The following is a 24,990-nucleotide window of genomic DNA, read 5'->3' as shown; positions in this document are numbered from 1 at the left end:
TCCTTTATTATCAATAGTTTAAGCGTGATTTTGAAATAACAGATTGCCGCAACTCTTATTACATAAGAGAACCCGTGGCGTATCAAGTTTTGAAAAGGAGATGTTGTATGATTTTTGAAATAGTGACGACTGGAATTTTTGGCGGTTTAGCATTAAAAGCCTTGTTTAAAAAGCAAGGACTTGCGACAAACGATTCGGGGCGGATTCAACGGATTATCTCATTAAGTGGTCTGAATGTCCGTGACGGTAAAGATGTATTGTCGACCGTATTAATCCGCAAAAAGCAATACGATTTTGGATGGGAATATGCGTATAAGATTCCGTTAGGGCGCTCGTTTGACGACTACCTAGCTAAACAACGTGTATTAGAGGATGGCTTGAATAATCGGCGTCAACGGATAACCTTTGCGGACATAAAGTCGTTAAAACTTGAAGGTAACATTATTGCGGATTTAAAAGCGCTATATTCTCGCAAATTGACAGAACAAAAGGAAATCGAGATACTTTTCGACGGTCTACTAAAGATTCGCGTATACAACAAGCCATTATCAAAACAAATAAATTGGGATGAAAGTTATATAAAACCAGGTACGTGGTCAGTGCCAATTGGATATATGCGAAACGGGGATATCATTCGGCATAACTTCGATAAAGATAAACATTTAATTATTGCTGGTGCAACAGGGTACGGCAAGAGTGCTATTTTAAAACTTATTACCACAACGTTAATTAAACAACAACCCGATAATACGGAATTATCTTTAATTGATTTAAAGGGTGGTAGTGCCTTCCACAGATTTAAAGACTGTAAACAAGTTAAATATTATTCGCGAGAACCTCAAGAAGCTGAAGAAGTTTTAGAGGCAATTCAGATTGATATGAACAAATCATTTAAAAATGTTGTTGATAACGGTTTTGAGGACGTAAAAGAAGCAGGAGTAAAGAAACGTCATTACATCATCATAGATGAGGCTGCCGATTTAGCTGAATACGGAAAAGCAATGGCTATTATCACGGATATCGCTCGCCGAGGGCGTTCCGCTGGCTACTACCTTATATTTTGCACACAGTATCCGACGGCACAAGTCATTCCTTCGCAAACTAAAAGAAATATTATCGCGCGCTTGTGCTACGTAGTTGACACAGATACGGCTTCCCGTGTCGTCTTAGATGAAAGTGGTGCTGATAAATTACCTGATATTCCGGGGCGTGGAATTTATAAAAACAATGTAAAGCGTTATATCGTACAATCGCCTTTTATTTCAAACGAAACGATTCAACAACTAATTACACCTCAAATTAAGAAGGAGGTAAATATCGACAGTGAAACAGTTGAGTCAACGAGAAGAACAGATATTATTACTTTTAAAAAGACTTGATTTTCTTACCCGCGATCAACTGAATACTTATTTCAATTTAGGAAAAGTTTGCAATACAAACAGAGTCCTTAGAAACATATCGGAGTATCTAATGAGTATTCGTTTAGGCTATCAGAGCATTTATTATTTGTCTAAAATTGGTCGTGATTACGTGGATTGTGACAAGATACGAAAAAAAGGAAATCATGTTCAACATACTATTATGAGGAATCAGTTTTGGTTGTTTTATAAGTGCCCTCGTGATTGGCAGAATGAAATGAAAGCAGTAATAGATTCGAAAACTACTATTGTTGTAGATGCTATGTTCACACAAAACGGATTCCAACATTTCTTAGAAGTTGATAACCTGCAAACGATGAAAGAAAATCGAGAAAAGATTAAGCGTTATAGAGTGCTTATGGATACTCTTGTTAAGCAATATGGATATTATCCGACGCTTGTTTGGATAACAAAAACGGAACATCGAAAAAAGCAATTAGAAAAGGCTTCCGAGGGTTTAAAAGTTAAGGTCTACACTTTTGACGATATCAAATAAAGGAGGAAAAAGATTGTTTAAACGTAATCAAAAAATCGAGGTAGTTCCCGAAAGTGCTTATACAGATTTTTCCCACCGTGACCCGAGCGATGCTTATGCGACTAGAAAAGACCTAGCGATTGCAGCACTAGCACCCGTAGCCCTAGGAGCACCGTTTGTCGCATACCGCTTAATAAATACACCCGATACTTATACCGCAGCAACTATCCCCGTAACCGCACCCATAGTCGAGCCAGTCAATGTTATAGCGCAAACTACTCCACCACCGACAACCCTTCCGATTGAATTATCTTCAGTAGCAACGCCCGAAATGATTCCTACAGGATTTATTGCAGATTCCTCATTAACGATGATAGCCAACATATTAGATCCATTGGTTCAAATAATGGTCGCTTTTAGTTTTCCAATAGCTTCAGTCATTATGACCGGAGCTTGCTTCTTCTTCATGTTTAATAATTCTGAAAAGGCATGGGATGTAATTATGAAAGCCGGTTTAGGATATGTTTTATTTCAATTAATGCCAATGTTCCTTGAGATACTTCGTCAAGTGGGCGAGGCAGTTTGAATAAAGAAAACCTAACGCAAGGTTAACTCAAACCTCACGGACAGTAATCTTTGCGGTGATTTTACCTCACTGGATTGGTAGAATTTGAGGTATTGGGGGGAATTTTATGACGCATAAAAAAGCAATATATACAGTTGCAGAAGATTTATCAGGTGTATTCCGTAATTCGGCGATCAATCCGGAAATGAATGTTGTAGATGCGTTGGAGATAGTTGTAAAACAAATGAAAACGACGGGTTATCGCGAAAGGACTCTCTATGATTATGAATTACACATCAGCCACTTTATTAAGATTACAGGGGTAACTAATCTTTCTGATATAACGATTCATCATATTTACGAGTGGCTAGAAAGTATGAAAGTGAGTAATGGAACAAAATTAACTCGTTTGAAGTGTCTTAAAGCGTTTTTTAGTCGATGTCACAAACTAGGATGGTTTTCAGTTCAATTTTGGAGCGTAGTCAAAATAAAAGTTGATATTCCTGTTAAAGTGGGCGCTACAGACCAGGACGTCAATGCATTGCTAGGTTTATTAGACCTAAAAGATTTTTTTCAATTACGCGATGCTGCAGCTGTTTTAACTATGTATCAAACTGGCGTCCGGGTCGGTACGGTAACGAAAATCACCGAGGAACATATCGACTTAGAGGCACAAATGTTTCGTATACCAGGGTCGATCGTAAAGAATCACGAAGAATTAATACTGCCTTTTGACAACGTTCTAGCGCAATTACTTGTGGTGCTATATAAACAGAATGCTTTAGTACGCCAGCATAACGGAGTTCGCAATAAACTAATATTCATTACGAGGCAAGGGGGCTCTTGTCAAACTACTCCGACGAATAACATTATAGGGAAACGTATTACGACATACGCGAAACAATTTAACTTGAAAAACGTAAACCCACACGCTTTAAGACGTGGTTTTGCAATGAATCTACGAAAAAAGGGTGCGCATATATCACTAATCTCAAAAGCCCTCGGACATAGTGATTTAGCAGTAACAACTCGTTATCTACACTACGATAAACTGGAGGTAGCAGAGGACTTACGTAAATTTCTTTAATTCATTAACAAATAAAAACGCCCTACCCATTTTTTTTGGTAGAGGCGTTTTTTTTATTCAATAGTGATTATCTCGTTAAAATCGGTAATTTCTAGCCCCTGCATAACTAGAAGTAAATTCTTTTTATTAATCACGTCTTTGTTATTTCTATACATATCACTTATTGTCGCCGCCCGTAATACTACTCCGGTTTGCTTTTCGATCTCTTGTGCCAGTTGTATTTGTGTATATATCCCTCTTGATTTTGCAGCTTTATCTATCGTCAATTTGATTTCCATTTAAGTCGTTCCCTTCTAGATTCCTAGTCTTATTATGTGTCATTATACAGTATTTACGCAATGCCGTAAAAAAGGTTTCAAAAATAGATTAAAAATATTTAACTTTAGGGTTTACAACTCTATATATGCGTGATATAGTAATAACAGAATTACGTAATACGGTAATAACGCAAAACAAAAAAGGAGACTCGCACATGAAACCGATAAACTTAGAACACTCGGATTACGATTCGCTTAACTTCGAAAGTTGGACTGACGTACAACCAGGTTATTTAATCACATCAAACATTGTATTAACGACGAACGACACTGGAATTTGGTTTTACTGTTTCGGCGACGCTATCGCAGAAAATGCGGAGTCCGCCATCGCAAATCAAGCTAAAATAATACAACTTCATGTAGAAGGCGCAAGCGTCGTCAACATTGAACTTTCACTCTTATCGCAAATGTCACTGATAGATTTAGCGGAAGCTTTAGCAATACAATTACAATAAAATTGGGGGAATTGAAAATGTTTACAACAACAGAACAGGTTTTAATCGAAGAAGAATTTACAGTAGTAGTCGAATCAGCGGAAATTATCCCAGGTGTTAAATTAAGCGTTTACGATGGGGTAGAGGGCGTCCTAACTATAGGAGAGCATGATGTTACATTCGCTTGGTCGAAAGAAGCGTCGGTATTATTCAGCGATATTGATACCTGCGAGCCTATCGAGTTACTGGCTTTACTCGCGAAGAATTATAACGCTATAGCGAATGAATTGCAGGTAGTAGCGTAATGGTACCCGTTAAGGTAGGTAAATGGGAAATGTTAGTGCCTCGGTCAGTCGCCAATGATCCGGCGAAGTTAGATGTAATAATTAAGATGCTGCAGAAGATTAACGAAGTATAAATTTAAAGCCGGCGCCAAACGGCTTACAATACAACTCTCACACGACGGTCCTACGACAATAGGATCGTTTTTATTTTGCGTTAAAACTCCGAGATAGGTCATCGGCTTACGTTATAAGAAGTAGGGAGATTAATAAATCTAATGCCGCAACTTCGATATGTAGCGTCCCCTTCATAAGTATGAACGTAAAAACTTTCAGTGTGAATGTCGCAATTTCCGAAAGTTTAGTCGCAGTAATTAAGTAAGGAATGTCGCAAAATAGTAATTCTAGTGTGTACAGAGTAGTAGGGCGATGTCGCAATTTCGATATGTTTACTGTGAGTAAATAGTGAAACGGAAAACTTTTCAAAACTACTTCCGATATACCTCCGCACCTTCGATTCACAAACGATATGACTAGTGAAGGTAGTAATTCCGCAGGCGCTAGGGTGTCGGCGTTCATATAGCAGTAAACAAATAAAACAACTAAAGGAGTGTTAACAATGATGGCACAGGAAACAAAGCAAAAATGTATCAGAAGTATGAGAGTAGCACGCGAATTAATGTCACGGGGATTTCTACCAATGGATGTTGAAAAGGCGAGGAAGTCGAGAGGTTATCTTGTATTTGTATTCCGCGAAACGCCGGACTTAATCGAAACACTAGATGAAATTATGGGGGGACAAATCAAATGATAAAACGCAGCCAACAGAAAGACACGCAGCCAAAACGTAATACAGTAAATAAAGTCAATCCAGGAGTCGATGGGCGTACGTTTATTCCGTTCCCTAGTAACGCACTACACTACATTCACCACGATAAAATAACGTCGGATAAATTGTACTTGTATACGTTACTAATCGACTATCTCAACGTTGATGTGGGCGCAGCTTGGCCGAGTAATGAACGTTTATCGGTTGATTACGGCAGATCGTCCAAAACTACCGGATTACACATTCGAGATTTAGAAAGAGCGGGGCTAGTCGCTATCCCGAGTAAAGGTCGATATGTACCGTTGGAGCCGTTAAGTGCTGCCGAGTTCTATGCGAAATTTCCTGTGGCATGGTCAAACTATACGGAAGCCCTTGCAAAAGCAGAACAGCGCCAAGAGGATGACCGTCAGAGATTGCGCGAATATAGAGAGCGAATAGAGGATACACGTAAATGACGTTATTTTATACACGTAATTAAGGTATAAACGTACGTCGTCAACTACGTGTTAACTAGACTTACTTAACTAGATTTAATAACTAGATTTAAAAACATTGCGCCCCAATAAGCAAAGAACGCTTATTAGTTGCAGATGTAATATACGTATATATGTATTTATCGATAAAGAACTTATTCAAAGAATAAGGAGAGATAACCGGTACACGTAATTAACGCCGTACGCAGCTAAATATTAGTAGGGGGGCTTCCAAATGACGATTAAACTTATCAAAAATGCAGAAATCAAAAAGCCGATAACACTCGCTGAATTATATCCTGGATCAATCTACGATAATACTGAAAATAAGTTACTGCGTCCTCAGCATCGCGTGATATATAGCGCTGATTTTCCGAAGCCTAAAAAGCCGTCAATTCTTGAGCAATTTGCGAATGTCGAAGATGTCCCTTTAAAACGTGCGCCTTTGACGACTTTAGAAGGACAGGCTAATAAGCTACTACTCGATGCTGAACGCATGGAACAGGCGCTTGCTCGCATATGTCCGCCAGTAACAGACCGCGCATACGTGGAAAAATCCGATTTTACCGTTACGGATTTATACAACGATATTGTATCGCGTATGGAATGGACCGCTTTACGATGTCTAGCGTTAATTTCCGTATTTGGAATCGATGCTTTATCGACATTTGAAACCGTTCTCGACTGGGACTACTATCGCGAGGAACGCAAGAAGTGGCGTGGGTGCCGTTATAAATATTGCTTGAATATGTACGCAGTCAAGGGCGGTAACATCCGAGGGGAGTCTCCGAAGCGGTCAGACAGTCGCTATTGTTCCGAAGGTTGCCGTAAAGCGGCATACGAAGCCGAAGAACGTTATAGGTTGCACGGTTCCTTTCTACCGGTCTATTACTATACGGAGCAACTGGCTGATACGGTAGGAGATAAAACAAGGACGCATGAGGTCGCCTGCCCATCGGATAAAATCGATAAACAATACGCAAAAGGGAAAGTCACATCACCTATTAAAACGCCAAGAAGAATGGAATACAAGGGCGGTAAGATTACGGAATATAAATCATTAGAGGAGGCTAAAAAAGCCTATGAAATCGGGGAAAACAAAGGGAAAATACGTATCTAGCCGTCGGAAAAATCGCTATGAATGTAAGAGGGTGGAAAAGCCCGCTATATCTTTTTATAGACAAAGTGAGAAAAAGGAGGAATAGAAATGAACTCAACATCTTTCAAGGCATTGAGGATTAGAGAAGGTAAAACGCAGGCAGCCTTTGCTGAAATGCTAGGCGTCAGCGAAAGCACTGTAGCACAAATCGAAACAAATAAAAGGCCTATTAGTGCGAGAGTAAAAGTAAAACTTGCACAGAAGTTCAAAATGGATGATGAACTGGTTAATTTTTTTGCGGAAGTAAGAAAATATCAATAGTAACCCATCTAAACAATAACATACAAATCCAACCTACGTCAATTCCGAATACCAAATATGATGAATGAGGTGCTAAATGAATACTGGAAAAGACATTTTAAGAATAATTGGAGACCTCGAAACAGTTGCAATGTATGTAGCAACAAAAGAAGAAGGTAACGTAAAACCTGAAGAACTACAAGAAGCCTATATAAATGCAGCTAATAAAGTAGCGCAAGCTGAAAGAGAATTAAAGGCGCTTAAGTTATCTAAAGACGATAGTAAACATCTGTTTTGGATACGTGACGGTCTTAAGTTAACTCGTAAAGCATTGCTAGCATCCTCCAAAGGAAAAGGGTCATTAGCGAAATTATTAATGTCGGAAGCTAATACTAAAATAGCAGAATATGCGCACAGAAAATCAAAGAGTAATAGAAGGAGTCCTAACGGATAGATCGTTAGGCTCCTTTTTTAATTGAAAAAGGGGTGTAGGAATGAATGATAGCATTATCGTACAGGTAGGAGCTAATATCAGTCAGTTTCAGAATGCTATAAACCAGGTTTCGGGTGATTTACGAAACGTTGGAAACAATATGACTACGTTTGGAACTTCCATGGCAAAAGGTTTTGGCGCAGCTACCTTAGCAGTAGGTGCAGGTCTAGGATATGTAGTAAAACAAGCATCGGAATTCGATACAGAGATGCGTAAAGCTGGAGCAATTGCCGGGGCATCCGCGAAAGAACTCGATGCCATGAAAGCATCGGCGCTAGATTTAGGTGCGTCATCAAGTGAAAGTGCTAGCTCCGTTGCAACGGCTAAACATACATGGTCCGTTACGTAGAAATACGTAATTGAAATCGCGTGAATTCGGGGAAAGCTACGGCGCAAGCTATGCCAATCCCGAGCGAAGCCATAGTGAAAGCTACGGAACGTGTAACGACTAGGCTACGGAGTCCTAACGTAAAGACGAGGACAGTAAAAGCCCACGAGCGCGCGATGCCTAAACGTGTAACGACGTAGGTAAAGAGATAGTCTGACCTTACGGGAAACCGTAAGAAATAACGGATAAAGAACCGTTATGATAACAACGTGATGACAGAAATGGCGGCAAAAGGATTTACGGCTAATCAAACGATAGCAGCAATGCCGGGCGTAATCGCAGCAGCCGAAGCGTCGGGAGAAGATTTAGCATTAGCGGCAGATACAGTAGCTTCAGCGCTTAATATCTTCGGATTAGAGGCGGCAGAGTCGTCAAGAGTTGCGGATGTACTAGCAATGACGGCGAATATGTCAGCGGCAGGAATTACCGATATGCAATATGCGCTTAAATATGCGGGTGCGCCGGCGGCAGCGTTAGGTATTTCGATGGAAGAATTATCGGCATCCATAGGAATTTTAACTAATAGTGGACTTGACGGGAGTTCGGCTGGCACAAGCCTAAGAGCGTCATTATTAGCGTTAAACAATCCAGCGAAAGCACAAGCGAAAATAATGGATGAACTAGGATTCTCGATATTAGACTCGGAGGGTAAAGCGAAAAGTTTATCGGAGATGGTCGGGGACTTAGGTAGTGCACTAGAAGGCGAGACAGATGCGCAAAGAGTAGCTACGTTGAGTAAACTCGTAGGGACTGAAGCGGTATCCGGTTTCTTAGCGTTAATGAAAGCGGGCCCGGCAGAAATCGATAAGATGACGCTATCCCTTCAAAATAGCGGAGGTGCAGCAGCAGAAACAGCGGCTCAAATGAAAGACGGTATAGGCGGGGCGATGGAAAACCTATCCGGTGCGTTTGAAACTGCATCGATATTGATAGGAACCCAATTAATACCATACGTACAGAGTGCGGCGGAAGTCATAGCGGAATTAATTAATAAATTCAACGGCTTATCGGAAGGTACGCAAGCATTTATCACGAAAGCTGCGTTAGTTACCGCGGGAATTCTAGCAGTTGGAACAGGCGTCGGTATTCTCATAGCAGGAATCGGGATGGTTATTAGCGCAGTTGCAACGATAAGTGGAGCATTAACTGTGTTAGCGACTACGCTAGGGGTAACAGGCGGAGCAATGGGTCTCTTAAGCGCTGCATTTGCCGTGATAACGGGACCAATAGGCTTAACAGTCGCAGCAGTAACCGGAGTAATTGCCGTACTAGTCCTCGCTTACAACAAGATTGACTGGTTCCGCGACATGATAAATAGCGCATGGACGAAGATTAAGGAATTAACGGTAATCGCGTTCAATGCGATTAAAGACGCGATTAAAAATGCGGTTAAGGCAGTCTTAGACTTCGCAAAACCCCAGCTAGATAAATTTAAAGCGTTTTGGGACGAGAACGGTAAGGCGATTATGGCACTTGTAAAATTGTACTTCACAAATGTTCAGACCGTCATCCAAGGCGTAATGGGCGTTATAAAAGGCGTATTCCAAACGGTCTGGCCGATAATTTCAGCGGTGGTTAAGAATGCGTGGGAAACGATTAAACTAGCGGTATCAACTGCAATTAACATCGTACTCGGCGTTATTCAAACCGTAATGAAGATTTTACAAGGCGATTGGAAAGGCGCATGGACGACGATTAAAGACACGCTCAAAAATATTTGGAGCGACATCGGTAAGTATCTAAAGGGTATTAACTTAGCGGAAACCGGTAAAGACATCATCCGCGGTTTAATCAACGGTATTAAATCGATGGGTGGCGCAGTAATTGACGCAGTTAAGGGTGTTGCGGGTAACATCAGTAAAACGATTAAGAGTATGCTCGATATTAATTCGCCATCACGTATCACTGAAAAACTCGGTATCTTTACGGGTCAAGGTCTAGCGAATGGTATCGCAAGTATGAAAGGCGCAGTCGCTAGAGCATCACAATCGTTAGCGGATGTAGCTACGCCATCACTCGCTTACAACACACCAACAGTAAGCGGAGCAAGTGGCGGAGCATTACGCAAGCTAGAATCCGAAATGCAAGCGACGTTACAAGCGGACGAAGCAAGCCGTGGTGATATCGTATTGCAAGTCGATGGTTACGAAATGGCACGCGTTCAGCAGCCGCATTTAGACCGTATGCAAGGCAGTAACAACGCGTTAAGACTTTATACGAGAGGTAGATAAAAATATGGCTTTGCGGTTAGCCCGCAAAGCTTTTTATTATTTAAAAAACAAAGGGGCTAATCAAATGAGTATTCAAAATACGTTCTATTTAGATGTTGATATAAAGCGTGATAACTACGTAGAGGAACCGCAAGTCACACAGAGCGATGACATAGCGTTTGTACTGCGTTTAACAGACGATGGATCGGATATGGCGATAGAGGACGTTTCTACGTATACACTTGCATCGTTAAGACCGGATGGACAATCGGTGGTGACAGTCGGAACATTGACGGGACCTAGCGAAGTAACATTTGAACTAGGCTCAACAGAGGTAAGCGTACCTGGACGAGTGAAAGCGGCTATACAATTGTATAACGCGGAAGGACGTGTCAGTTCGATACCCTTTACGTATGAGGTTAATAAGGATTTAGCTATAGATTATATTCCTTCTGCGAATGAACAAACGCTAATTCAACTCGTATTGGGCGAAGGTCCTGTGATACTAGCAGCGGCAGAATTGGTTACTGCGGAGGCTAACGAGTTTCTAGCGCAGAACGTCCGTAAAGGCGAATACGATAATACTGTAACATACGAAAAAGGTAACGAAGTAGGCTACGAGGGTTCTTCGTATGTGGCGTTAGGGGCAACGTTAGGAAACTTACCTACTAATACTGCGTTTTGGGCGTTGCGTGCGCGTAAGGGGCAAGGTGACGTAAATTCGGTTAATGGCGTACTGCCTGACGGAACTGGCGACGTGACAATTATGATACCTGACCCGGATTTAAGTGGACTTGCGACAAAAACGGAGTTACAGACGTTGGATGACGAGGTTTCCGCGCAGTTGGAAGATATGATTATCAACGTGAAATCATTTGGCGCTAAAGGAGATGGAGTAACTGATGATACAATATTTATCCAAAATGCCATCAATTTCGTTAATTCTAAAGACGGTGGGGTTGTACTCATACCGAAAGGCAACTACGTTGTGAGTCAGATTCTTCTCTATGAAAATGTTACTCTGATGGGAGTAGGTAGAGAAATTACAACTTTAACAGCAAAATCCACTCAAGCTGTGCTTGTGAAAAATGCAGATGAAACGATACAACGGAGAAGTATTGTTATTAGGGATTTAGGTTTTTACTTACCTAATGACGGTGTAAATTTAGCCACAACAGCAATTAGGATTACAAATATTTCATATTCAACTATCCACAATTGTAGATTTAATGCACAAGGACAAGCGAATACAATCGCTATAGAAGTCAGTGGAATGAATGGGTTGAATTCTTATTATAATGAAATAAGTAATAACCAAATTCTCAATCATGCGTTGGGTATGAAACTTCACCAAATAGCAAACTCGCAGAGAATCACAGGGAATGTTTTTCTTGCTAATGTAGATGGGATAATTATTAATGAATCAGGTCATGTCACAGTATTAAATAATAACTTTCAGGATAATACGGGAGTAAATATTAGACTGTCACACAATGGTAGCGCGGCTAGAACTTCGGTAAATATTATTGCATTCAACTACATTGAGCGAGGTACACACGGAGTTATACTAGATAGCGGTGTTAACTTTAATGTAATAATGCAAAACAAATATTCTGTTTTAACTGGTGGAACTTATTACGTAGATAACAGCGGCGCTAGCGCGAACACAATATTTGAATATGTGCTAGGAAGCTTAAATGATGTTGGTCAATTTGCTCAAATAATGAAATTGTATCGTCGTCCAACTGCATTGACTGCAAGTAAAACATTTCAACATGGTATGTATATTTTAGAAGGTGATGGGTCAACTAAACCTGACAAGCTTTATGTCTGTTTAAGAAATACAAGCGGCACATATAGTTGGGTTGAGATTGCTTCAGGAATTTGATGTGAGTGTTATTCACGAAAGTAGGCGATGTTATGTGCTAACCGTCACAACGTTAAACGGCGCTACCACGGCGCCAATCACGCATTATAAAGACGATGAAATATACGAAGAAGTGTTAGGCGACTTTACGTTGTCCTTCGCTTCTTTTTTTACGCCACAAATCATGAAACGAGGCGAGCGATTGTGAGTGAAAAATCTTGTAGCATATGCAAAGAAACGAAGCCAATCGAACTATTTGAGAAGGAAAAACGCAAAAAAGACGGGCGAGGTGCTCGATGCTTACCTTGTAAGAATATTCGTAAAGGTAATGATAAAGCATATCGCGCTTTTTCGAGATTCAAAGAGAAAGCGAATAAATATCCTACGCCAATTGAAACAACTAAGGAAGAGGTCGCTCAAATATTCGAGTTATTTGAAGGTCGTTGCGCCTATTGTTACGTCGAGGAAACGGCAGAGACGGGCACGCATCATTTAGAGCACGTAATTCCTCTTATTAAGGGCGGGCGCCATCATAAATCGAATCTAGTAATTGCGTGCGACAAGTGTAATAGAGTCAAGGGAGATAGAACTTTAACGGAGTTCTTCAATATGCACGAACCTTTCACCTTTAGTTGTTTAGAGTTCGTCGTAAAATATATCGCTCGTTTTACTGGACTATCGGAAGAAGAAGTACAAAGGACGATGCTTTAATGAGTAAAGACATAAGCAAATACATTGCGAAGAATTGCGCTAACTATTCCGGGGGCGGTATGTGTCACTTAGAAACGTCAGAAAGTGGCTCGCGCTTATGCCCGTTCTTTCACGATTTAGGGCGGAAATGCAAGTACGCAGAGCAGTCCGTTATTCCTGGCAACGCTGAAATAGAGGCGCTCTATATGGCGGATAAAAAAGGCGAAGCTACTACCGACTATTGTGAGCGATGCAAAAAGCCGTTCAGTCGGACAAGTCCTCGACAGATTCGTTGTAAATCTTGCGCCGATACCGTAAGGAAAAACAAGAAACGGGTATACAACGCAGAGTATCGAAATAAGGGGCGAGCAACCAGTGAATAAAAGAACATTTTAAAGACTAAATCTCGCGTAATTAACGTCATTTCGATTGATTCTAACGACATATAAAGTTACCGGGTGTATTCCTTAGGGATGTGCCTATTTGTGTTGTCAAAGTGTACTTTATTGGAGGTGATTGTTTGCTAAGAATCGGAGTTGAACGAACGAAGAAAGAGACATTCGTAAAAGTTAAAACAGACGTAAAAGGCGAGCAACCTTTCTATTTCGAATCGCTAAGTCCTACGATTACTCGGGAGCATTTGCGATTAATACTTCCGTTAATGGTTGCAACGGAAAGAGAAAAACGGGCAAAGAGAGCGCACCGGAGAGAAGAACTAGCGACAATAAAAGCAGAAAAATTAGCAAGGAGTGAAAAACATGGCACGAAAATCGACGAAAAGAGCGAGGTTTGATTCGCTTACTCAGCGCGAGCAGAACCGAGAGCGCAAACGAAAGCAAAACGCAGGACGTAAAGACGCTGGGCGTTGGGCTAGTAAGGTACTCGATAAACTGAAGGAGGCTGACGTAAATGAACAAGCAGAAGAAAACGTATCCGAGACAGAAAGCACCGCAAAAAACGTTTAAGCTACACGAAATCATTGGCGAGGACATAACGTCACAACTACGTAAAGCGGTTCGATAATGGAACGGCTTTTTTTCGTGGCTGTAATTAAAAAGGAAGGTCAAACGGGAATAGCGATAATCGAACATAAAGACGACGTAAGGGTAAGCGGGCGGGGGCTATACTTCGACCGAGACTTACCGTTTAAGGCAGCGTCACAGGCTTACGGTGATTTAATACTCGGAGCGCTACACGAAGGAGAGTCGGCAGTTATAGCAACGTCACGCGCAGGCGTAACAAGTAAGAGCAAATATCCGTTTACGTTCACTTGTACCGAGAACGTACAGTATTACCGCGAGGCGAAAGGCTTTGCGAGATTGACATTACTAAACAAACAAAACATACAAATGGGGGAATTATAAATGACAAACGAACAACCATACTACGAAACTAGAGACGAAGAAAATCAATATGTAGAGGTGTATATGAGTAAAACAGAGAGTAACGGAGGGCAACCATTTCACGGAGGGAATATTTACTCAATCCCGAAATGGAGAGCAGATCAGCTAAAAGGAAATGGTTCAGCAATGCCGTTAGATATAGCGCCGTTGAAAGATACAACTCAAAAAATAGATGCTATAACGGCTACATTGAAAGTAGAAACGGAGAAAATAAAAGCCGATGACCACTTATCTGATTTAGGTAAAAAAGAAAAGATTAGGTTACTTGTTCAACAGGCTGAAGTAATGGCGGAGTCAGTACAAAATCAATATGCGAATGAAATCGAGGTATTGAAGCAGTACGAAACTAAAAAGGCGGCACAATCGGTAGGTACATCGAAAATGGACCCTCACGAAGCGCGTACACAAGCCGGACTATTAAAAGCTGAAGTCGCGGTGGCGCCAACTTTAGAGAAAGCAATCGATGCAGTTAAAGCGAAAATACCACATTTAGACAGTGCGGTTACACGCGAACTCTTAGCGCAGTATGCAGACATTAAGCGCGACCTAACATCGCTGACTAAAGGAGAAAGCGCTCATACGAAAGCTAAAGAATGGTTACTCATTAGCGGACTATACAATGATTTACTTGCAGCGTCCACATCACCGGAGCAAGCACAAGCAAGCGAAAAGGTGAAGTTACTAGAAGCTATCCAACAGCAACGAGGCGACGTACGTACAATGTTCAAACAAGTGACTCGCGGATTGACTAGATACGTTGACGGCTACAACAACGGCATCCGTTAATGATTATTGACCGCTCGGAATGGTTTCCCGTACATGAAATGGCGAAGGAGCAAGCGTTTATGTCGTTCGATTCAATGGACGATGTAGCGCTTTTCTTATTGGCCAATCCGAAATATACGCACCATGCCGTACTATCGCAAAACGAAAAGGCTATCGACGTAATCTTCTACAATTACGCGCTGGCTGAAACGTCGACCGATAACTACGGCTTGCGGTATGTTATCCGGTGGCTAAACGAAGAAGAATCCGATGCGCTAGGCGGAATTCATCACTCCGACCCAACATCGTTAAGCGGTTAATATCGGGGCAGTACGTCGGTAGCGCTGACACTATCGACAAAATGGAGCGTCCTTCGGGGCGTTCTTTTTTTAATTCTAACGAAGGAGGAAACGGAATTGAGTAACCGATTAAACGAAAAACAAATAGCTGCAATCGCTATATTATCGCAGCCAAAACGCACTATGACATACGAGGAAATAGCGAAAGAGGTAGGCGTAGCGAAATCAACGTTATTCGAGTGGAAGAAGCAAGAGATATTCGAAAAGGCGCTAAACAAGGAAATTGTAAGAGTTACGAAAGACAGGCTACCGGATATGTTCGATTCAATGATTGATAACATTATGGCTACAGGAAATGCAGCGGGATTTCGCACGGTAATTCAAGCGCACGGAATGTTAACAGACAAAATCGAGATTGAGTCGAAGTCTACCAACACAAATGCGGATGATATTCGCGCAGAAATTGAACGTCTAAGAGGGGAATAACAGCAATGAACGACATAAAGGTTTACTATAACGCAGTCACAAACAGTATATACATCGATAAGGGACCGCAGATAACCGAAATTAAGATGCCGGCTAATGTATCAGCTACGGAAGTCGTACAATTTATCACATCGTCGGCATTTGCGCCTACTATCGACGGAATCATATCAAAATAATAAACTACCGAAACGGAGGAATTACAAATGACATACTTACAAAAATACGAAGAACAAATTACACAGGACGTTAAAGCACTAAAAACATACGTTTTCACAGTAGAACGTTCCCGAGGCACGCAAGCACTAAAAGACACAGAAATCGCTAAAGCATGGGACCGCCTAGACGAGAAAGTCGCTAGAGCACGCGCTCAATACACCGATATTCGCGAGAGCCGTATTGCTGAAGCTAAGAAATTGGCTGCGATAAACTTCCATAACATTACTAACGGTGATCATACTAGAGTGAAAGCGGCGGGATCTAATTTCTCCCTAGACATACTAAGCGCATCGGATGCAGCGGCACAGAACGTCATACTGGCGAAATTAGCGGATTTTATTAAACTCTTAACGGATACCGAGAAAGCGTCGTTCGGTAAGATTATTTTTCAAATCAACGACTTATTAATCGATAAGGCTGCGTCGAAAACGGCATTACAGGCGGTCATTACCGAGGTCAGAAACGTTGATAATCCGCATGAGGCTGCGCTAGCAGAAGCCGAAGCATTACCAGCGGTTATCGGTGCGGAATACGATACGGCGAAAGCTGAATACGAAGCGTCACTAGCATAGAACAAACGCCCTGCCCATTGCGGTGGGGCTATTTTTTATTATGAAACGGAGGCAATCGAATGTATAAAGAATATCGCATTACAGTAGAAAAGACCGTATTCGGCTCGACTTCGGTAACAGGTCGCCCACGTATGCCAGGATTTCGCTATGTAGTAACGGTTGAATCCGATACAAGTCACCACAAGCTATCGGAAGTCGATAACAAATCTCAATACGACGCACTAGACGAGGGTTTAGCGGAGTTATTAATGATACTGGCGGTACGTAACGAGCAAGCTATCGTTAAAGTAGAACGCTACACATCGCCACTATCGGAAGGTGCGAAGCAGGCACTTGCGAATAAGTATGCGACCGAATCACAGTTCGCTAGCTTGAAGTTATAGAATTACGCGCAGTTTTCTGCGTGATACATAGCAAGAATGACGTATCGATACCGAATTGCAATCGTAGAGCGATGATGCATTCGATAATATACCGATAGTTCGATTAACGTTATATTGCGATACTATATAGAAGAAACTCCGTAGAGCCATCGTACTAGACCGAACTAGAAAGCGTGGTTTCAAGCCATCATAACGCATCATATATCGATATCGCACCGTCGGTATAGTACGGTATAATACGCCGTTTCTTCAGGCGACGCTCCGTTCCGTGGGGCAAGGTCAAACGCTTTGAGCGTGTAACATTACGACAACGATCCGAATACTATCGCAGTATATAGAAGGAACGCTACAATTGCCGTTGTTGCAACGTTACATGAGAGCGAATCACCAGGGTTCAGCTAGCGACTTGCGCACCGTCTGAAAACCGAGGGGTTCGAAATGAGTCGTCTAGAAGTGTTAACTTATATACTACCGATATAGCCTCGTAAATTAATCGATAAATAGCGTATATTTGTAGTTGCAATAGTATATAAGTTAGTCTATAATAAGAAGTATAGAAGTTAACCTAACTATTAGACGGAGGCAATGCGATATGAGAATCGGATATGCGAGGGTATCAACGGCAGGGCAAGAGTTAGAAGCGCAAGAGGTAGCGTTACGTGAGGCAAGGTGCGAGCGCCTATACGTAGAGAAGGTAACAGGTACATCGACCGCACCACGTACACAACTAACGGCTATGATCGACCAGGTGCGCGAGGGTGACACGGTAGTAGTAACGAAGATAGACCGCCTAGCACGCAGCATCATCGACCTTAACAAGATAGTAACGGAGTTAATCGACAAGGGTGTGAGCGTACAGTTCTTACGTGATAACATAACGTTTGAAGCGGGTAAGGGCGCAAGTAGTATCAATACGTTGTTGTTCAATATGCTCGGATCATTCGCACAGTTTGAGCGTGACATAATCGTGGAACGTACCACGGAAGGACGCGAGAGAGCGAAGGCAGCTGGCAAACATATGGGACGCAAGGGACAACCGGATAAGAATGTACAACAAGCGCTAGACTTGATGGCTAATCGACAATCGAATGGCATGAGTGTGAGCGACATCGTTAAAGTAACTGGAGTTCCGAAGCCAACTATCTACGCAAAGATAAAAGAACAAACGAAGGCGTGAGCGAATTTGCTTTCGTCTTTTTTATTTCGCGTGAAAATTTCAAACCCGGGGGCAGGGGTCAAAAGAAAAATCAGTTGCAAGGGGGTTCTTCTTTACGACCAATCTTCAAACACTCGGTAGTCACGTCTAAAATTTTTCCGCCAAAAATTATAACCTAGGGACTCCACGCAGAACACTTCGATATAAAACCACTATTCCGAAAAAGTCGTTTCATCCCGGTAAAAAATCGCGAATTTTAAAAATCACTTTGGTAATACGGTCGTACTATGGAATCCAGTTTACATAATACCGTTGTAATACAAGAAGTGGCGATGACATTGCGATTCTAAGCGTTTTAATTAACGTTATACGGAGACTTACCCGTTAAAAGTTGCGTATCTCCACGCTATACATACGAACATATATTCGCTATAATGATTCGTAAAGGGGGCTTGTAAATGCCGACTATAACTACGGAAGATTATCGTTATTTTGAATTCGGTATATATTTACCGATGCTCATTGCGGTAATTGAGCGTGATATCGAAATAATTAATAAGCAGCCGTTTAAATTACGTAGGCCATACCTTGCGATAGTGGAAAAAGCGCTAGGGTTGATTCGCAAGGACTTAAAACAAACGGAAGTCTATTTGCTACGTAGGAATATGCGATTAGTTATCGGAAAACCCGACGCAAATAAAATAACGGAATGTACGTTCATTAGTGGCGGTATTGAGGAACGTCGTAAATACTCAAGTGAAGAATTGCGTAGTAAATCCGAGGAATTGATAACGGAGTATTTTTCGAGGTAATAACTAAAAACGCCACCGCTCATATTTCGAGTTGGTTGCGTTTTTATTTGCGTATTTACGAATACCTACTATATACTAAGCATACGCAAGACTAACGGCTAACTACGGTATAACTCGCAGCCCTCCCGTGATATCTTACGTTTAAAGCTACGGAGAGTAAGCGTTGAAGCGAATAGCCGAGCGCAAAGTGTAATGGATAACACACAAGCCTCCGAAGCTTGGAATGTGAGTTCGATCCTCGCCGAGGGCATAAAGTAAAACTACCAACAGTGCGGATTTTTCATCCCCCACCTACTTTTCTCATAAAAGTGACGGTAGGTATAACAAGTTATGTAAAGCACCCTATATGCTTAGGGTGTTTTTTTGTTTTCTTTATTTCTTCTATCGTACGATACTGCATAAGACTCATGTCTAAAATGGAGAATTGGATCATCGGGTAATTCAATGCCTTTTCCAACGATAGTAGGGTCGAACAATAGGCTTTCTGTAGGAAATATTTTTTTATTAATTGTTAATTGACCGATTAAAATCTTTTGTCTGTCTGTTGGCCAAGTATCGGTAGGATCATCTGTTGCGTCTGTATCCTCTGCTAAACGTATAAATAACTCGAATGATACAGTTCCTTTATCGAGTCGTTTCTCTAAATCCTCACTTAAATAATTAGTGGACAAATTTATGCTGCTAAGGAAGGAAGATGATTTTTTCTCCTTTAAGGGACGCCACTCGTATTTTATGGCTTGCCGCTTACCTTCAGCATCAACAAGATAGAAAGCATGTATAGGATAATAATGCAGGGCAGCGTAACTAATAGGGGGCTGCTTTAGCTGTTCTTTTAGTGCGAGTAATGTTTTTTTGTGCTCCGGGAAGGTAGTGAGAAGTTGTACAATTCCTAGACCTAGATCAATTGAATGAACCCCCGTTTTATGAGAGCCTAAAATTTTCAGCATTTCAATAAAAGTTTTTGGATCTTTTGTTATGAACATCGGAATGGTGGTACATACTTGATGACTAGTAGAACCATCTGGTTGATGAAAATGAATAGACATTCCTTTTGCCGGAGATAGGAAATCTGCTGCAGTAGGATCTGGTGGGCTATTAGAAAAACGGACTGTAGCGGGCACTGGTTCTGATTGAAGATGGGGTGCTGTTGTATAAGGAATCGCTTTACCGTTTGGAGTAAAAACGGCTTCATAAAATTCACCTTTTGCATGTGCACGACGATGGCCAGGGAATTTCCCTTGAAGTTGTTCCAATGTATTAATAGCATCTTGTGGTAATGTATTGCTCATCAAAATCACCTCATTTTTTAGAATGCAAAGAAAGATATCATTTAATAATCATTACCACTGAATAAATTAACTAAACAATGAAGTACTGAAAAGTAGTCATTTCCAGCAAAAAGAATGCTCAGTTTGGAAAATCCAAACCTTTTTTATATCCAATAATGTATTTACTTGCGGAAGATGTTGGCTTACTTGCGCTTAAGAAAGAGTTACTTGCACTTTTTATCGGATACTTGCGTTCTGCCGATGTTTACTTGCTTTCAAGAGGAGTTTACTTGCTAAACGGAAATTTCATCCAATTGGTATTCCCTCTTAACGATGACCACTCGTTTATTAAAGAAATAAAAGAATGGATCCAATATTTAAAAGTAGTAATACATCAATTGAACATCATTACGGTAATTGAAACTTAAATTTCCTTATTCCGTAAATAATATTAGGTTTTGTATTTTCGAATTAAAGGTACAATAATACTATATTTACTGAAGAGGTGAGAGAGATGAAAAAGTTACTAGTGCCAATTATTATTGTCATTGTAATTATTGCTATTATTGCGGGCGTATTTATGGCAAGCTATAACGGATTTGTTGACAAAGAAGAAAATGTTAATAATGCGTATGCACAAGTGGAGAATCAGCTACAACGAAGAATGGATCTAATCCCAAACTTAGTTAATACTGTTAAAGGTTTTGCAGCACATGAAGAGGAAGTGCTTGGGAATATCGCAGACGCACGAACTAAGTTGGCAGGGGCTGGGACACCAGAAGAACAAGCGGAGGCGAATGATGAATTATCAGGAGCTTTGAGCAGATTATTAGTAGTTGTAGAGAATTATCCAGATCTTAAGGCGGACGCTAACTTTAGACAATTGATGGACGAGCTTGCTGGGACAGAAAATAGACTATCTGTAGCTAGACAAGATTATAATACAGTTGTTTCGGATTACAATAAAAAAGTAAAGCGTATGCCAGGGAGTATAGTAGCTTCTATGTTTGGCTTTGATGAGAAAGAATACTTCCAATCAGCCGAGGGAGCGGAGGAAGCACCTGTAGTCGATTTTGAAGGAGATGGAGAGTGATGAAGAAAAGTGCTCGTGTCCTATCATTTGCACTTCTCCTCACTTTATTATTCCCATTATTAACACTCGCTGAATCTAATTATCCAGCTGCTATACCTGGGGAACTATATGTCCAGGATTTCTATGATGTTCTATCAGAAGAGCAGGAGCAGGAGATTGAAGCACTTGGACAAAACTTAGAAAATGCTACTGGTTCTCAAATTGTTGTAATGACAGTCGAGTCTTTAGATGGACAGGATGTTGCGACCTATGCAGTAGATGTAATGCGTGGATATGGTATTGGTGATGAGGAAAAAGATAATGGGGTCCTATTAATCCTGGAAATGGATCCAAATAAAAGCGGTAATCGTGATGTTTATATTGGCGTTGGCTACGGTTTAGAGGGTGCCTTACCTGATGGAAAAGTTGGAAGAATAATAAATGAGTATACATTACCATTTTTAGAGCAAGGAAATGCACCGGGAGCTATTTTATCTACATATCAACTTTTATATAACCAGGTAGCTACTGAGTATGGTTGGGATGGCGAGTTGGCGAGTCCCCAGGAACCTTCCCCACTTGCAGGTTCTTCTGGTGGTGGATTCTCATTTCCTATGATTATCGTCGGCATAGTTGTTATTTATTTGATTATGCAGATGATGTCTGGAGGCGGTGGTGGTACCGGTTCAGGTAGAAGACGGGTATTCGGTCCAGGAGGCTTCGGTGGAGGTTTTGGCGGAGGAGGAAGAAGTTCTGGTGGTGGCTTTGGAGGTTTCGGCGGCGGTAGCTCCGGAGGTGGAGGAGCAGGTCGTAAGTGGTGAATTTAATGAAAAAAGACTGAGACATAATTAGTTTCAGGCTTCATTTGGAATATTTTTGGCCAAACGGTGAATGAAAAAAGCAATATCATTTTTGTAATTTCAGATTTAAAAACTAGCGTTAAAATTAGTTGATTCATGTTAAAAGTCTTTAAACAATAGGGCACTTCTTTCGTTTAGAATTTGGTAGTAGGATACTTAAATTTAAACAGAAGGTGTCCTTTTTTGATACTTGAAATTATGCAGGGATTTTCTTGATATAGAAGGGATAATAGTTGTCTGGAGTGAAGGCGGCTACTCCTAGGGGGCAAGCGCGTGGGAGAGACTACAAGCTCGACCCGTGCCCCCAGGAAAGCGTCCGCCGTAACTGAAAACAATGGCTAAGAAGTATAAATAAAAATAAAGCAATTCAAATTTTGTGGGTTTTGTACCAACCTCTTTTCTTATTTTGGATCTCCGATTTATGTGATTACTTAAACTATTGTGATAAAGTAATATAATAGTAAAAAGTAATGTGTGGGGGATGTAGGATGAAACTAGTAGAGATCAACAAGGATAATTGGCTAAAAACGGTTCTTTTGACGACTAATGAAGATGGGAAGGCTACTGTAGTAGAAAAATTTGTAGCTTCCAATGCGCTGTCTATTGTGCAATCGATTTATGAAACTGGTTGGAATGTTAGAGGTATTCAGTTAGATGGTAAGATTATTGGCTTCACCATGTATGGATTAGATGAAGATACTAAGAATTACTGGATATGTCGATTAATGATTGATTACACCCAGCAGGGGAAAGGCTATGGTAGAAAAGTCATTCAATTGATCTTAGACGAAATGAAACAACTACATGATTGTAGATCAATTTATCTATCAACAGAGCCAGACAATGAAGTAGCCATAAAACTATACGAAAGCTTTGGTTTCCAAAAAACAGGCAAGATGAATGAAGGAGAGGCAGAGTTTGTATTGAATTTATGAGTAGGATACATATCGATAAGAAAAACAAAAAACCAACAAATAAATGTTGGTTTTTTATTTGAAACCGAAATCCGATGCCGATTAACAGCACCACACAGCCATTGGAGTAGGCGTCGATTAATCGCGTATTACTTCCCATTATCTCCAACAAATGCATTAAAGTTCTCTATTTTCTCTCGAAGTTCTAAGCCCCCACCATCTTTAATTCCATTATAGCTGCCTAATTTTCCAGGCTCTGATGTAGAAAATATAAATTCTTCTCTTAATGTATGAAAAATTTTCTCTCCTTGGCTATTTGTTAGGGAGACCTCTATCGTGGGGCGATAGATATTGGGATGTTCTTTCTCCTGTGCCATTTTGACGTTTTCTAGATGCATTTCTATATCATTATCTATTAAGGAATAGTTGTATTTAAACACCAAATTCGAACTGATTGCATTTGTTAGCATGTTCTCCGTGAAGTACTCACCAAAAGTGGTTGGATAATAATTCATTAAATCTTTATATTCCTTTGATTCTAGAAGTTGATTGTACTCTTCTTGGCTATCTGTTTTAGTTGTACTTTGAAGATTCCACCAATCGTCCATTAAGCGAGAAATCTCCATATTTGGACCATTGTATTCTCTTTCTAGCACTGCTGTAATAACTTCTTCATTGGATAGAGGCTGAGCTGTTTGTTCTGTCTCGGAGGGATTAGTAAAAGTAATGAATAGAAAGGAGGCAATGGCTACAATTGCCAATGAAATAAAAGCTGGAATGATATTGCGTTTTTTCTTTGTTTCAATTCTACCCTTTAAGGCTATCCATGTATTATGCTTTGCTTCCGTTGAGCGCTCTACATCTTTCATTTCCTTAAAAAGCTTATCGAATTCGTTTGATGGTTCCATTTTCACGTCCTCCTTCCTGATGAAATTCCTTTTTAAGTGCCTCAAGTGCTCGTGTCATTTTCATCTTTACTTTTGCCTCTGTCCAGCCCAAAATATAGGATGTTTCTTGAATCGAACATTCTTGTATCTTGCGTAACAGCAGTACTTCCTGATAATCTTTTTTTAGTTTAAGTAGTGAGTCGTACATTTTAATAAGCTGTTCCTTTTGTTCATATCGATTCTCTGGTGATAGTAGCTTAGTTTCTATATCATGTTCTTTTTCGAAGGTGAAAAAATGTACCACCCTTTTCCTCCGAAAATAGTCGTAAGTGACATTACGTGCAATTTTTAATAGCCAGGTAGCAGTTGAAGCTTGCTTGTTAAAAGTGTCTAGTCCTTTATATGCTTTATAAAATGTTTCTTGCGTAAGATCTTCAGCACTTTCTCTATGCCGGACAAGAAAGTAAATATAGCTATAAACTCTATCGCTATGCTCTTTGTATAGCTGTTCCATTTCCATCTTCTGACCTCCCCTTATTGCTATAGACGAACGGATGACTGAAAAGTATCGCTATTACTGTATGTTAAAAACTAATTTGTATTAGAGTAATCATAACAAACGAATTTCTTTGTCAAAAAGACTATAATAAGATGTATAAAATGTTTTTTTGGGAGGGATAGTAAAATGATTGTCCATTTTTACACAAGACCAGGCTGTCATTTATGTGATGATGCAAGACTAATGTTGAAGCTTGTAAGGGAAGATGTTGTATTTGATATAAATGAAGTAAATATTGAAGAAGATGATGCACTGCATGAAAAATATATGCTGATGATTCCTGTCATCGTATTGGAAGACAAAGTTATACAATATGGACAAGTAGATTACGCGACTATTCTGGAAGCATTACTTTGACGGTAGTTAACAAGCTCAATCGCAAGATCTATTTTTCAAATCGCAATAAAGGAAC

Annotated in this window: 34 protein-coding genes and 1 tRNA gene; 31 read left to right on the top strand and 4 right to left on the bottom strand. The window is 40.6% G+C overall.

Translation table 11 applies throughout. From position 1 onward, the window contains the following. The first annotated feature begins 107 nt into the window (after nucleotides 1-107). From MKY60_RS14885 to MKY60_RS14870, 4 genes are all read left to right on the top strand, one after another. Nucleotides 108-1,379 carry an FtsK/SpoIIIE domain-containing protein gene (locus MKY60_RS14885; protein ID WP_340930405.1) on the top strand — a complete coding sequence of 424 codons (1,272 nt, stop codon included), beginning with the start codon at nucleotides 108-110 and terminating at the stop codon, nucleotides 1,377-1,379. Further along, the gene (locus MKY60_RS14880; RefSeq protein WP_340930404.1) at nucleotides 1,324-1,914 is read left to right on the top strand and encodes a replication-relaxation family protein; all 591 of its coding nucleotides are present in this window, start codon (nucleotides 1,324-1,326) and stop codon (nucleotides 1,912-1,914) included. Before MKY60_RS14885 ends, MKY60_RS14880 begins: the two co-directional genes overlap by 56 nt. 13 nt (nucleotides 1,915-1,927) lie before the next feature. Continuing rightward, nucleotides 1,928-2,479, top strand: a complete 552-nt coding sequence (locus tag MKY60_RS14875) for a hypothetical protein (protein ID WP_340930402.1) — start codon at nucleotides 1,928-1,930, stop codon at nucleotides 2,477-2,479. Between the two features lie 106 nt (nucleotides 2,480-2,585). Beyond that, entirely contained in the window at nucleotides 2,586-3,545 is a 960-nt protein-coding gene (locus tag MKY60_RS14870) for a tyrosine-type recombinase/integrase (protein WP_340930400.1), read from the top strand. Nucleotides 3,546-3,598: 53 nt separating this feature from the next. Here the strand turns inward: MKY60_RS14870 and MKY60_RS14865 are convergent, their stop codons facing one another. After that, nucleotides 3,599-3,823, bottom strand: a complete 225-nt coding sequence (locus MKY60_RS14865) for a hypothetical protein (protein ID WP_340930399.1) — start codon at nucleotides 3,821-3,823, stop codon at nucleotides 3,599-3,601. A 194-nt stretch (nucleotides 3,824-4,017) separates the two neighbouring features. Between MKY60_RS14865 and MKY60_RS14860 the strand changes: the two genes are divergently transcribed. From MKY60_RS14860 to MKY60_RS14755, 22 genes are all read left to right on the top strand, one after another. Beyond that, nucleotides 4,018-4,317 carry a hypothetical protein gene (locus MKY60_RS14860; protein WP_340930398.1) on the top strand — a complete coding sequence of 100 codons (300 nt, stop codon included), beginning with the start codon at nucleotides 4,018-4,020 and terminating at the stop codon, nucleotides 4,315-4,317. A 17-nt stretch (nucleotides 4,318-4,334) separates the two neighbouring features. Continuing rightward, nucleotides 4,335-4,601, top strand: a complete 267-nt coding sequence (locus tag MKY60_RS14855) for a hypothetical protein (RefSeq protein WP_340930396.1) — start codon at nucleotides 4,335-4,337, stop codon at nucleotides 4,599-4,601. Between the two features lie 595 nt (nucleotides 4,602-5,196). Continuing rightward, on the top strand, nucleotides 5,197-5,388 hold the full coding sequence (locus tag MKY60_RS14850) for a hypothetical protein (protein ID WP_340930395.1): 192 nt from the start codon (nucleotides 5,197-5,199) through the stop codon (nucleotides 5,386-5,388). Next, nucleotides 5,385-5,861 carry a helix-turn-helix domain-containing protein gene (locus MKY60_RS14845; RefSeq protein ID WP_340930393.1) on the top strand — a complete coding sequence of 159 codons (477 nt, stop codon included), beginning with the start codon at nucleotides 5,385-5,387 and terminating at the stop codon, nucleotides 5,859-5,861. Before MKY60_RS14850 ends, MKY60_RS14845 begins: the two co-directional genes overlap by 4 nt. A gap of 253 nt (nucleotides 5,862-6,114) precedes the next feature. Further along, the gene (locus MKY60_RS14840; RefSeq protein WP_340930391.1) at nucleotides 6,115-6,999 is read left to right on the top strand and encodes a hypothetical protein; all 885 of its coding nucleotides are present in this window, start codon (nucleotides 6,115-6,117) and stop codon (nucleotides 6,997-6,999) included. An 87-nt stretch (nucleotides 7,000-7,086) separates the two neighbouring features. Beyond that, nucleotides 7,087-7,299 (top strand): helix-turn-helix domain-containing protein, encoded by a 213-nt coding sequence (locus MKY60_RS14835; RefSeq protein ID WP_340930389.1) that lies wholly within the window; start codon nucleotides 7,087-7,089, stop codon nucleotides 7,297-7,299. A gap of 76 nt (nucleotides 7,300-7,375) precedes the next feature. Then, entirely contained in the window at nucleotides 7,376-7,732 is a 357-nt protein-coding gene (locus MKY60_RS14830) for a hypothetical protein (RefSeq protein ID WP_340930386.1), read from the top strand. Nucleotides 7,733-7,772: 40 nt separating this feature from the next. Next, the gene (locus MKY60_RS14825; RefSeq protein WP_340930385.1) at nucleotides 7,773-8,120 is read left to right on the top strand and encodes a phage tail tape measure protein; all 348 of its coding nucleotides are present in this window, start codon (nucleotides 7,773-7,775) and stop codon (nucleotides 8,118-8,120) included. A 251-nt stretch (nucleotides 8,121-8,371) separates the two neighbouring features. Continuing rightward, the gene (locus MKY60_RS14820; RefSeq protein ID WP_340930382.1) at nucleotides 8,372-10,390 is read left to right on the top strand and encodes a phage tail tape measure protein; all 2,019 of its coding nucleotides are present in this window, start codon (nucleotides 8,372-8,374) and stop codon (nucleotides 10,388-10,390) included. A gap of 64 nt (nucleotides 10,391-10,454) precedes the next feature. Continuing rightward, nucleotides 10,455-12,257, top strand: a complete 1,803-nt coding sequence (locus MKY60_RS14815; protein WP_340930381.1) for a glycosyl hydrolase family 28-related protein — start codon at nucleotides 10,455-10,457, stop codon at nucleotides 12,255-12,257. 183 nt (nucleotides 12,258-12,440) lie between these two features. Beyond that, nucleotides 12,441-12,947, top strand: a complete 507-nt coding sequence (locus MKY60_RS14810; protein WP_340930380.1) for an HNH endonuclease — start codon at nucleotides 12,441-12,443, stop codon at nucleotides 12,945-12,947. Nucleotides 12,948-13,446: 499 nt separating this feature from the next. Beyond that, complete coding sequence (locus tag MKY60_RS14805) at nucleotides 13,447-13,719, top strand: hypothetical protein (protein WP_340930378.1); 273 nt, start codon at nucleotides 13,447-13,449, stop codon at nucleotides 13,717-13,719. After that, complete coding sequence (locus MKY60_RS14800) at nucleotides 13,685-13,891, top strand: hypothetical protein (protein WP_340930377.1); 207 nt, start codon at nucleotides 13,685-13,687, stop codon at nucleotides 13,889-13,891. The genes MKY60_RS14805 and MKY60_RS14800 overlap by 35 nt, the downstream gene beginning before the upstream one ends. 399 nt (nucleotides 13,892-14,290) lie before the next feature. Continuing rightward, on the top strand, nucleotides 14,291-15,115 hold the full coding sequence (locus tag MKY60_RS14795) for a hypothetical protein (protein WP_340930375.1): 825 nt from the start codon (nucleotides 14,291-14,293) through the stop codon (nucleotides 15,113-15,115). A 59-nt stretch (nucleotides 15,116-15,174) separates the two neighbouring features. Further along, complete coding sequence (locus MKY60_RS14790) at nucleotides 15,175-15,414, top strand: hypothetical protein (RefSeq protein WP_340930373.1); 240 nt, start codon at nucleotides 15,175-15,177, stop codon at nucleotides 15,412-15,414. Between the two features lie 96 nt (nucleotides 15,415-15,510). Next, nucleotides 15,511-15,879 carry a phBC6A51 family helix-turn-helix protein gene (locus tag MKY60_RS14785; RefSeq protein WP_340930372.1) on the top strand — a complete coding sequence of 123 codons (369 nt, stop codon included), beginning with the start codon at nucleotides 15,511-15,513 and terminating at the stop codon, nucleotides 15,877-15,879. Between the two features lie 5 nt (nucleotides 15,880-15,884). Further along, nucleotides 15,885-16,055 carry a hypothetical protein gene (locus MKY60_RS14780; protein WP_340930371.1) on the top strand — a complete coding sequence of 57 codons (171 nt, stop codon included), beginning with the start codon at nucleotides 15,885-15,887 and terminating at the stop codon, nucleotides 16,053-16,055. A gap of 27 nt (nucleotides 16,056-16,082) precedes the next feature. After that, nucleotides 16,083-16,667 (top strand): hypothetical protein, encoded by a 585-nt coding sequence (locus MKY60_RS14775; protein ID WP_340930369.1) that lies wholly within the window; start codon nucleotides 16,083-16,085, stop codon nucleotides 16,665-16,667. Between the two features lie 131 nt (nucleotides 16,668-16,798). Further along, on the top strand, nucleotides 16,799-17,050 hold the full coding sequence (locus tag MKY60_RS14770; RefSeq protein ID WP_340930368.1) for a hypothetical protein: 252 nt from the start codon (nucleotides 16,799-16,801) through the stop codon (nucleotides 17,048-17,050). Nucleotides 17,051-17,642: 592 nt separating this feature from the next. Next, complete coding sequence (locus MKY60_RS14765; protein WP_340930367.1) at nucleotides 17,643-18,227, top strand: recombinase family protein; 585 nt, start codon at nucleotides 17,643-17,645, stop codon at nucleotides 18,225-18,227. Between the two features lie 437 nt (nucleotides 18,228-18,664). Next, on the top strand, nucleotides 18,665-19,018 hold the full coding sequence (locus tag MKY60_RS14760) for a hypothetical protein (RefSeq protein WP_340930365.1): 354 nt from the start codon (nucleotides 18,665-18,667) through the stop codon (nucleotides 19,016-19,018). Nucleotides 19,019-19,204: 186 nt separating this feature from the next. Further along, a tRNA-Arg gene (locus tag MKY60_RS14755) sits at nucleotides 19,205-19,265 on the top strand. 103 nt (nucleotides 19,266-19,368) lie between these two features. Here the strand turns inward: MKY60_RS14755 and MKY60_RS14750 are convergent. Then, complete coding sequence (locus MKY60_RS14750) at nucleotides 19,369-20,307, bottom strand: catalase (protein ID WP_340930364.1); 939 nt, start codon at nucleotides 20,305-20,307, stop codon at nucleotides 19,369-19,371. A 269-nt stretch (nucleotides 20,308-20,576) separates the two neighbouring features. Between MKY60_RS14750 and MKY60_RS14745 the strand changes: the two genes are divergently transcribed. The 4 genes from MKY60_RS14745 (at nucleotide 20,577) to MKY60_RS14730 (ending at nucleotide 23,153) form a co-directional block, all read left to right on the top strand. Further along, nucleotides 20,577-20,714, top strand: coding sequence for a hypothetical protein (locus MKY60_RS14745; RefSeq protein ID WP_340930362.1), 138 nt, complete (start codon nucleotides 20,577-20,579; stop codon nucleotides 20,712-20,714). An 86-nt stretch (nucleotides 20,715-20,800) separates the two neighbouring features. Then, nucleotides 20,801-21,379 carry a LemA family protein gene (locus MKY60_RS14740; protein WP_241599047.1) on the top strand — a complete coding sequence of 193 codons (579 nt, stop codon included), beginning with the start codon at nucleotides 20,801-20,803 and terminating at the stop codon, nucleotides 21,377-21,379. After that, nucleotides 21,379-22,179: a TPM domain-containing protein gene (locus MKY60_RS14735; RefSeq protein WP_340931104.1), complete on the top strand. Its 801-nt coding sequence runs from the start codon at nucleotides 21,379-21,381 to the stop codon at nucleotides 22,177-22,179. The genes MKY60_RS14740 and MKY60_RS14735 overlap by 1 nt, the downstream gene beginning before the upstream one ends. A 527-nt stretch (nucleotides 22,180-22,706) precedes the next feature. Beyond that, a complete protein-coding gene (locus MKY60_RS14730; protein WP_340930360.1) occupies nucleotides 22,707-23,153 on the top strand; it encodes a GNAT family N-acetyltransferase in 447 nt (148 codons plus the stop codon). A 128-nt stretch (nucleotides 23,154-23,281) separates the two neighbouring features. Here MKY60_RS14730 and MKY60_RS14725 read toward each other — a convergent pair whose 3' ends face one another. Continuing rightward, a complete protein-coding gene (locus tag MKY60_RS14725) occupies nucleotides 23,282-24,040 on the bottom strand; it encodes a hypothetical protein (protein ID WP_340930359.1) in 759 nt (252 codons plus the stop codon). Next, complete coding sequence (locus MKY60_RS14720; RefSeq protein WP_340930358.1) at nucleotides 24,015-24,539, bottom strand: RNA polymerase sigma factor; 525 nt, start codon at nucleotides 24,537-24,539, stop codon at nucleotides 24,015-24,017. The genes MKY60_RS14725 and MKY60_RS14720 overlap by 26 nt, the downstream gene beginning before the upstream one ends. Nucleotides 24,540-24,704: 165 nt before the next feature. On the opposite strand from MKY60_RS14720, the gene MKY60_RS14715 reads away from it, so the two are divergent. Beyond that, nucleotides 24,705-24,935: a glutaredoxin family protein gene (locus MKY60_RS14715; protein WP_241599053.1), complete on the top strand. Its 231-nt coding sequence runs from the start codon at nucleotides 24,705-24,707 to the stop codon at nucleotides 24,933-24,935. Nucleotides 24,936-24,990: the final 55 nt, after the last annotated feature.

It is taken from the genome of Psychrobacillus sp. FSL K6-1415, assembly GCF_038003185.1.
Taxonomy (GTDB): domain Bacteria; phylum Bacillota; class Bacilli; order Bacillales_A; family Planococcaceae; genus Psychrobacillus; species Psychrobacillus psychrodurans.
The sequence above is the reverse complement of the archived record's forward strand: the minus strand, read 5'-3'. Positions and strand labels throughout refer to the sequence as shown.

What these genes read in the sequence shown, in the direction of transcription:
- MKY60_RS14885 (WP_340930405.1), top strand. Translation starts at nt 108, where the DNA reads ATGATTTTTGAAATAGTGACGACTGGAATTTTTGGCGGTTTAGCATTA.
- MKY60_RS14870 (WP_340930400.1), top strand. Translation starts at nt 2,586, where the DNA reads ATGACGCATAAAAAAGCAATATATACAGTTGCAGAAGATTTATCAGGT.
- MKY60_RS14865 (WP_340930399.1), bottom strand. Translation starts at nt 3,823, where the DNA reads ATGGAAATCAAATTGACGATAGATAAAGCTGCAAAATCAAGAGGGATA.
- MKY60_RS14860 (WP_340930398.1), top strand. Translation starts at nt 4,018, where the DNA reads ATGAAACCGATAAACTTAGAACACTCGGATTACGATTCGCTTAACTTC.
- MKY60_RS14855 (WP_340930396.1), top strand. Translation starts at nt 4,335, where the DNA reads ATGTTTACAACAACAGAACAGGTTTTAATCGAAGAAGAATTTACAGTA.
- MKY60_RS14850 (WP_340930395.1), top strand. Translation starts at nt 5,197, where the DNA reads ATGATGGCACAGGAAACAAAGCAAAAATGTATCAGAAGTATGAGAGTA.
- MKY60_RS14845 (WP_340930393.1), top strand. Translation starts at nt 5,385, where the DNA reads ATGATAAAACGCAGCCAACAGAAAGACACGCAGCCAAAACGTAATACA.
- MKY60_RS14840 (WP_340930391.1), top strand. Translation starts at nt 6,115, where the DNA reads ATGACGATTAAACTTATCAAAAATGCAGAAATCAAAAAGCCGATAACA.
- MKY60_RS14835 (WP_340930389.1), top strand. Translation starts at nt 7,087, where the DNA reads ATGAACTCAACATCTTTCAAGGCATTGAGGATTAGAGAAGGTAAAACG.
- MKY60_RS14830 (WP_340930386.1), top strand. Translation starts at nt 7,376, where the DNA reads ATGAATACTGGAAAAGACATTTTAAGAATAATTGGAGACCTCGAAACA.
- MKY60_RS14825 (WP_340930385.1), top strand. Translation starts at nt 7,773, where the DNA reads ATGAATGATAGCATTATCGTACAGGTAGGAGCTAATATCAGTCAGTTT.
- MKY60_RS14820 (WP_340930382.1), top strand. Translation starts at nt 8,372, where the DNA reads ATGACAGAAATGGCGGCAAAAGGATTTACGGCTAATCAAACGATAGCA.
- MKY60_RS14815 (WP_340930381.1), top strand. Translation starts at nt 10,455, where the DNA reads ATGAGTATTCAAAATACGTTCTATTTAGATGTTGATATAAAGCGTGAT.
- MKY60_RS14800 (WP_340930377.1), top strand. Translation starts at nt 13,685, where the DNA reads ATGGCACGAAAATCGACGAAAAGAGCGAGGTTTGATTCGCTTACTCAG.
- MKY60_RS14795 (WP_340930375.1), top strand. Translation starts at nt 14,291, where the DNA reads ATGACAAACGAACAACCATACTACGAAACTAGAGACGAAGAAAATCAA.
- MKY60_RS14790 (WP_340930373.1), top strand. Translation starts at nt 15,175, where the DNA reads ATGTCGTTCGATTCAATGGACGATGTAGCGCTTTTCTTATTGGCCAAT.
- MKY60_RS14780 (WP_340930371.1), top strand. Translation starts at nt 15,885, where the DNA reads ATGAACGACATAAAGGTTTACTATAACGCAGTCACAAACAGTATATAC.
- MKY60_RS14775 (WP_340930369.1), top strand. Translation starts at nt 16,083, where the DNA reads ATGACATACTTACAAAAATACGAAGAACAAATTACACAGGACGTTAAA.
- MKY60_RS14770 (WP_340930368.1), top strand. Translation starts at nt 16,799, where the DNA reads ATGCCAGGATTTCGCTATGTAGTAACGGTTGAATCCGATACAAGTCAC.
- MKY60_RS14765 (WP_340930367.1), top strand. Translation starts at nt 17,643, where the DNA reads ATGAGAATCGGATATGCGAGGGTATCAACGGCAGGGCAAGAGTTAGAA.
- MKY60_RS14760 (WP_340930365.1), top strand. Translation starts at nt 18,665, where the DNA reads ATGCCGACTATAACTACGGAAGATTATCGTTATTTTGAATTCGGTATA.
- MKY60_RS14750 (WP_340930364.1), bottom strand. Translation starts at nt 20,307, where the DNA reads ATGAGCAATACATTACCACAAGATGCTATTAATACATTGGAACAACTT.
- MKY60_RS14740 (WP_241599047.1), top strand. Translation starts at nt 20,801, where the DNA reads ATGAAAAAGTTACTAGTGCCAATTATTATTGTCATTGTAATTATTGCT.
- MKY60_RS14735 (WP_340931104.1), top strand. Translation starts at nt 21,379, where the DNA reads ATGAAGAAAAGTGCTCGTGTCCTATCATTTGCACTTCTCCTCACTTTA.
- MKY60_RS14730 (WP_340930360.1), top strand. Translation starts at nt 22,707, where the DNA reads ATGAAACTAGTAGAGATCAACAAGGATAATTGGCTAAAAACGGTTCTT.
- MKY60_RS14725 (WP_340930359.1), bottom strand. Translation starts at nt 24,040, where the DNA reads ATGGAACCATCAAACGAATTCGATAAGCTTTTTAAGGAAATGAAAGAT.
- MKY60_RS14720 (WP_340930358.1), bottom strand. Translation starts at nt 24,539, where the DNA reads ATGGAAATGGAACAGCTATACAAAGAGCATAGCGATAGAGTTTATAGC.
- MKY60_RS14715 (WP_241599053.1), top strand. Translation starts at nt 24,705, where the DNA reads ATGATTGTCCATTTTTACACAAGACCAGGCTGTCATTTATGTGATGAT.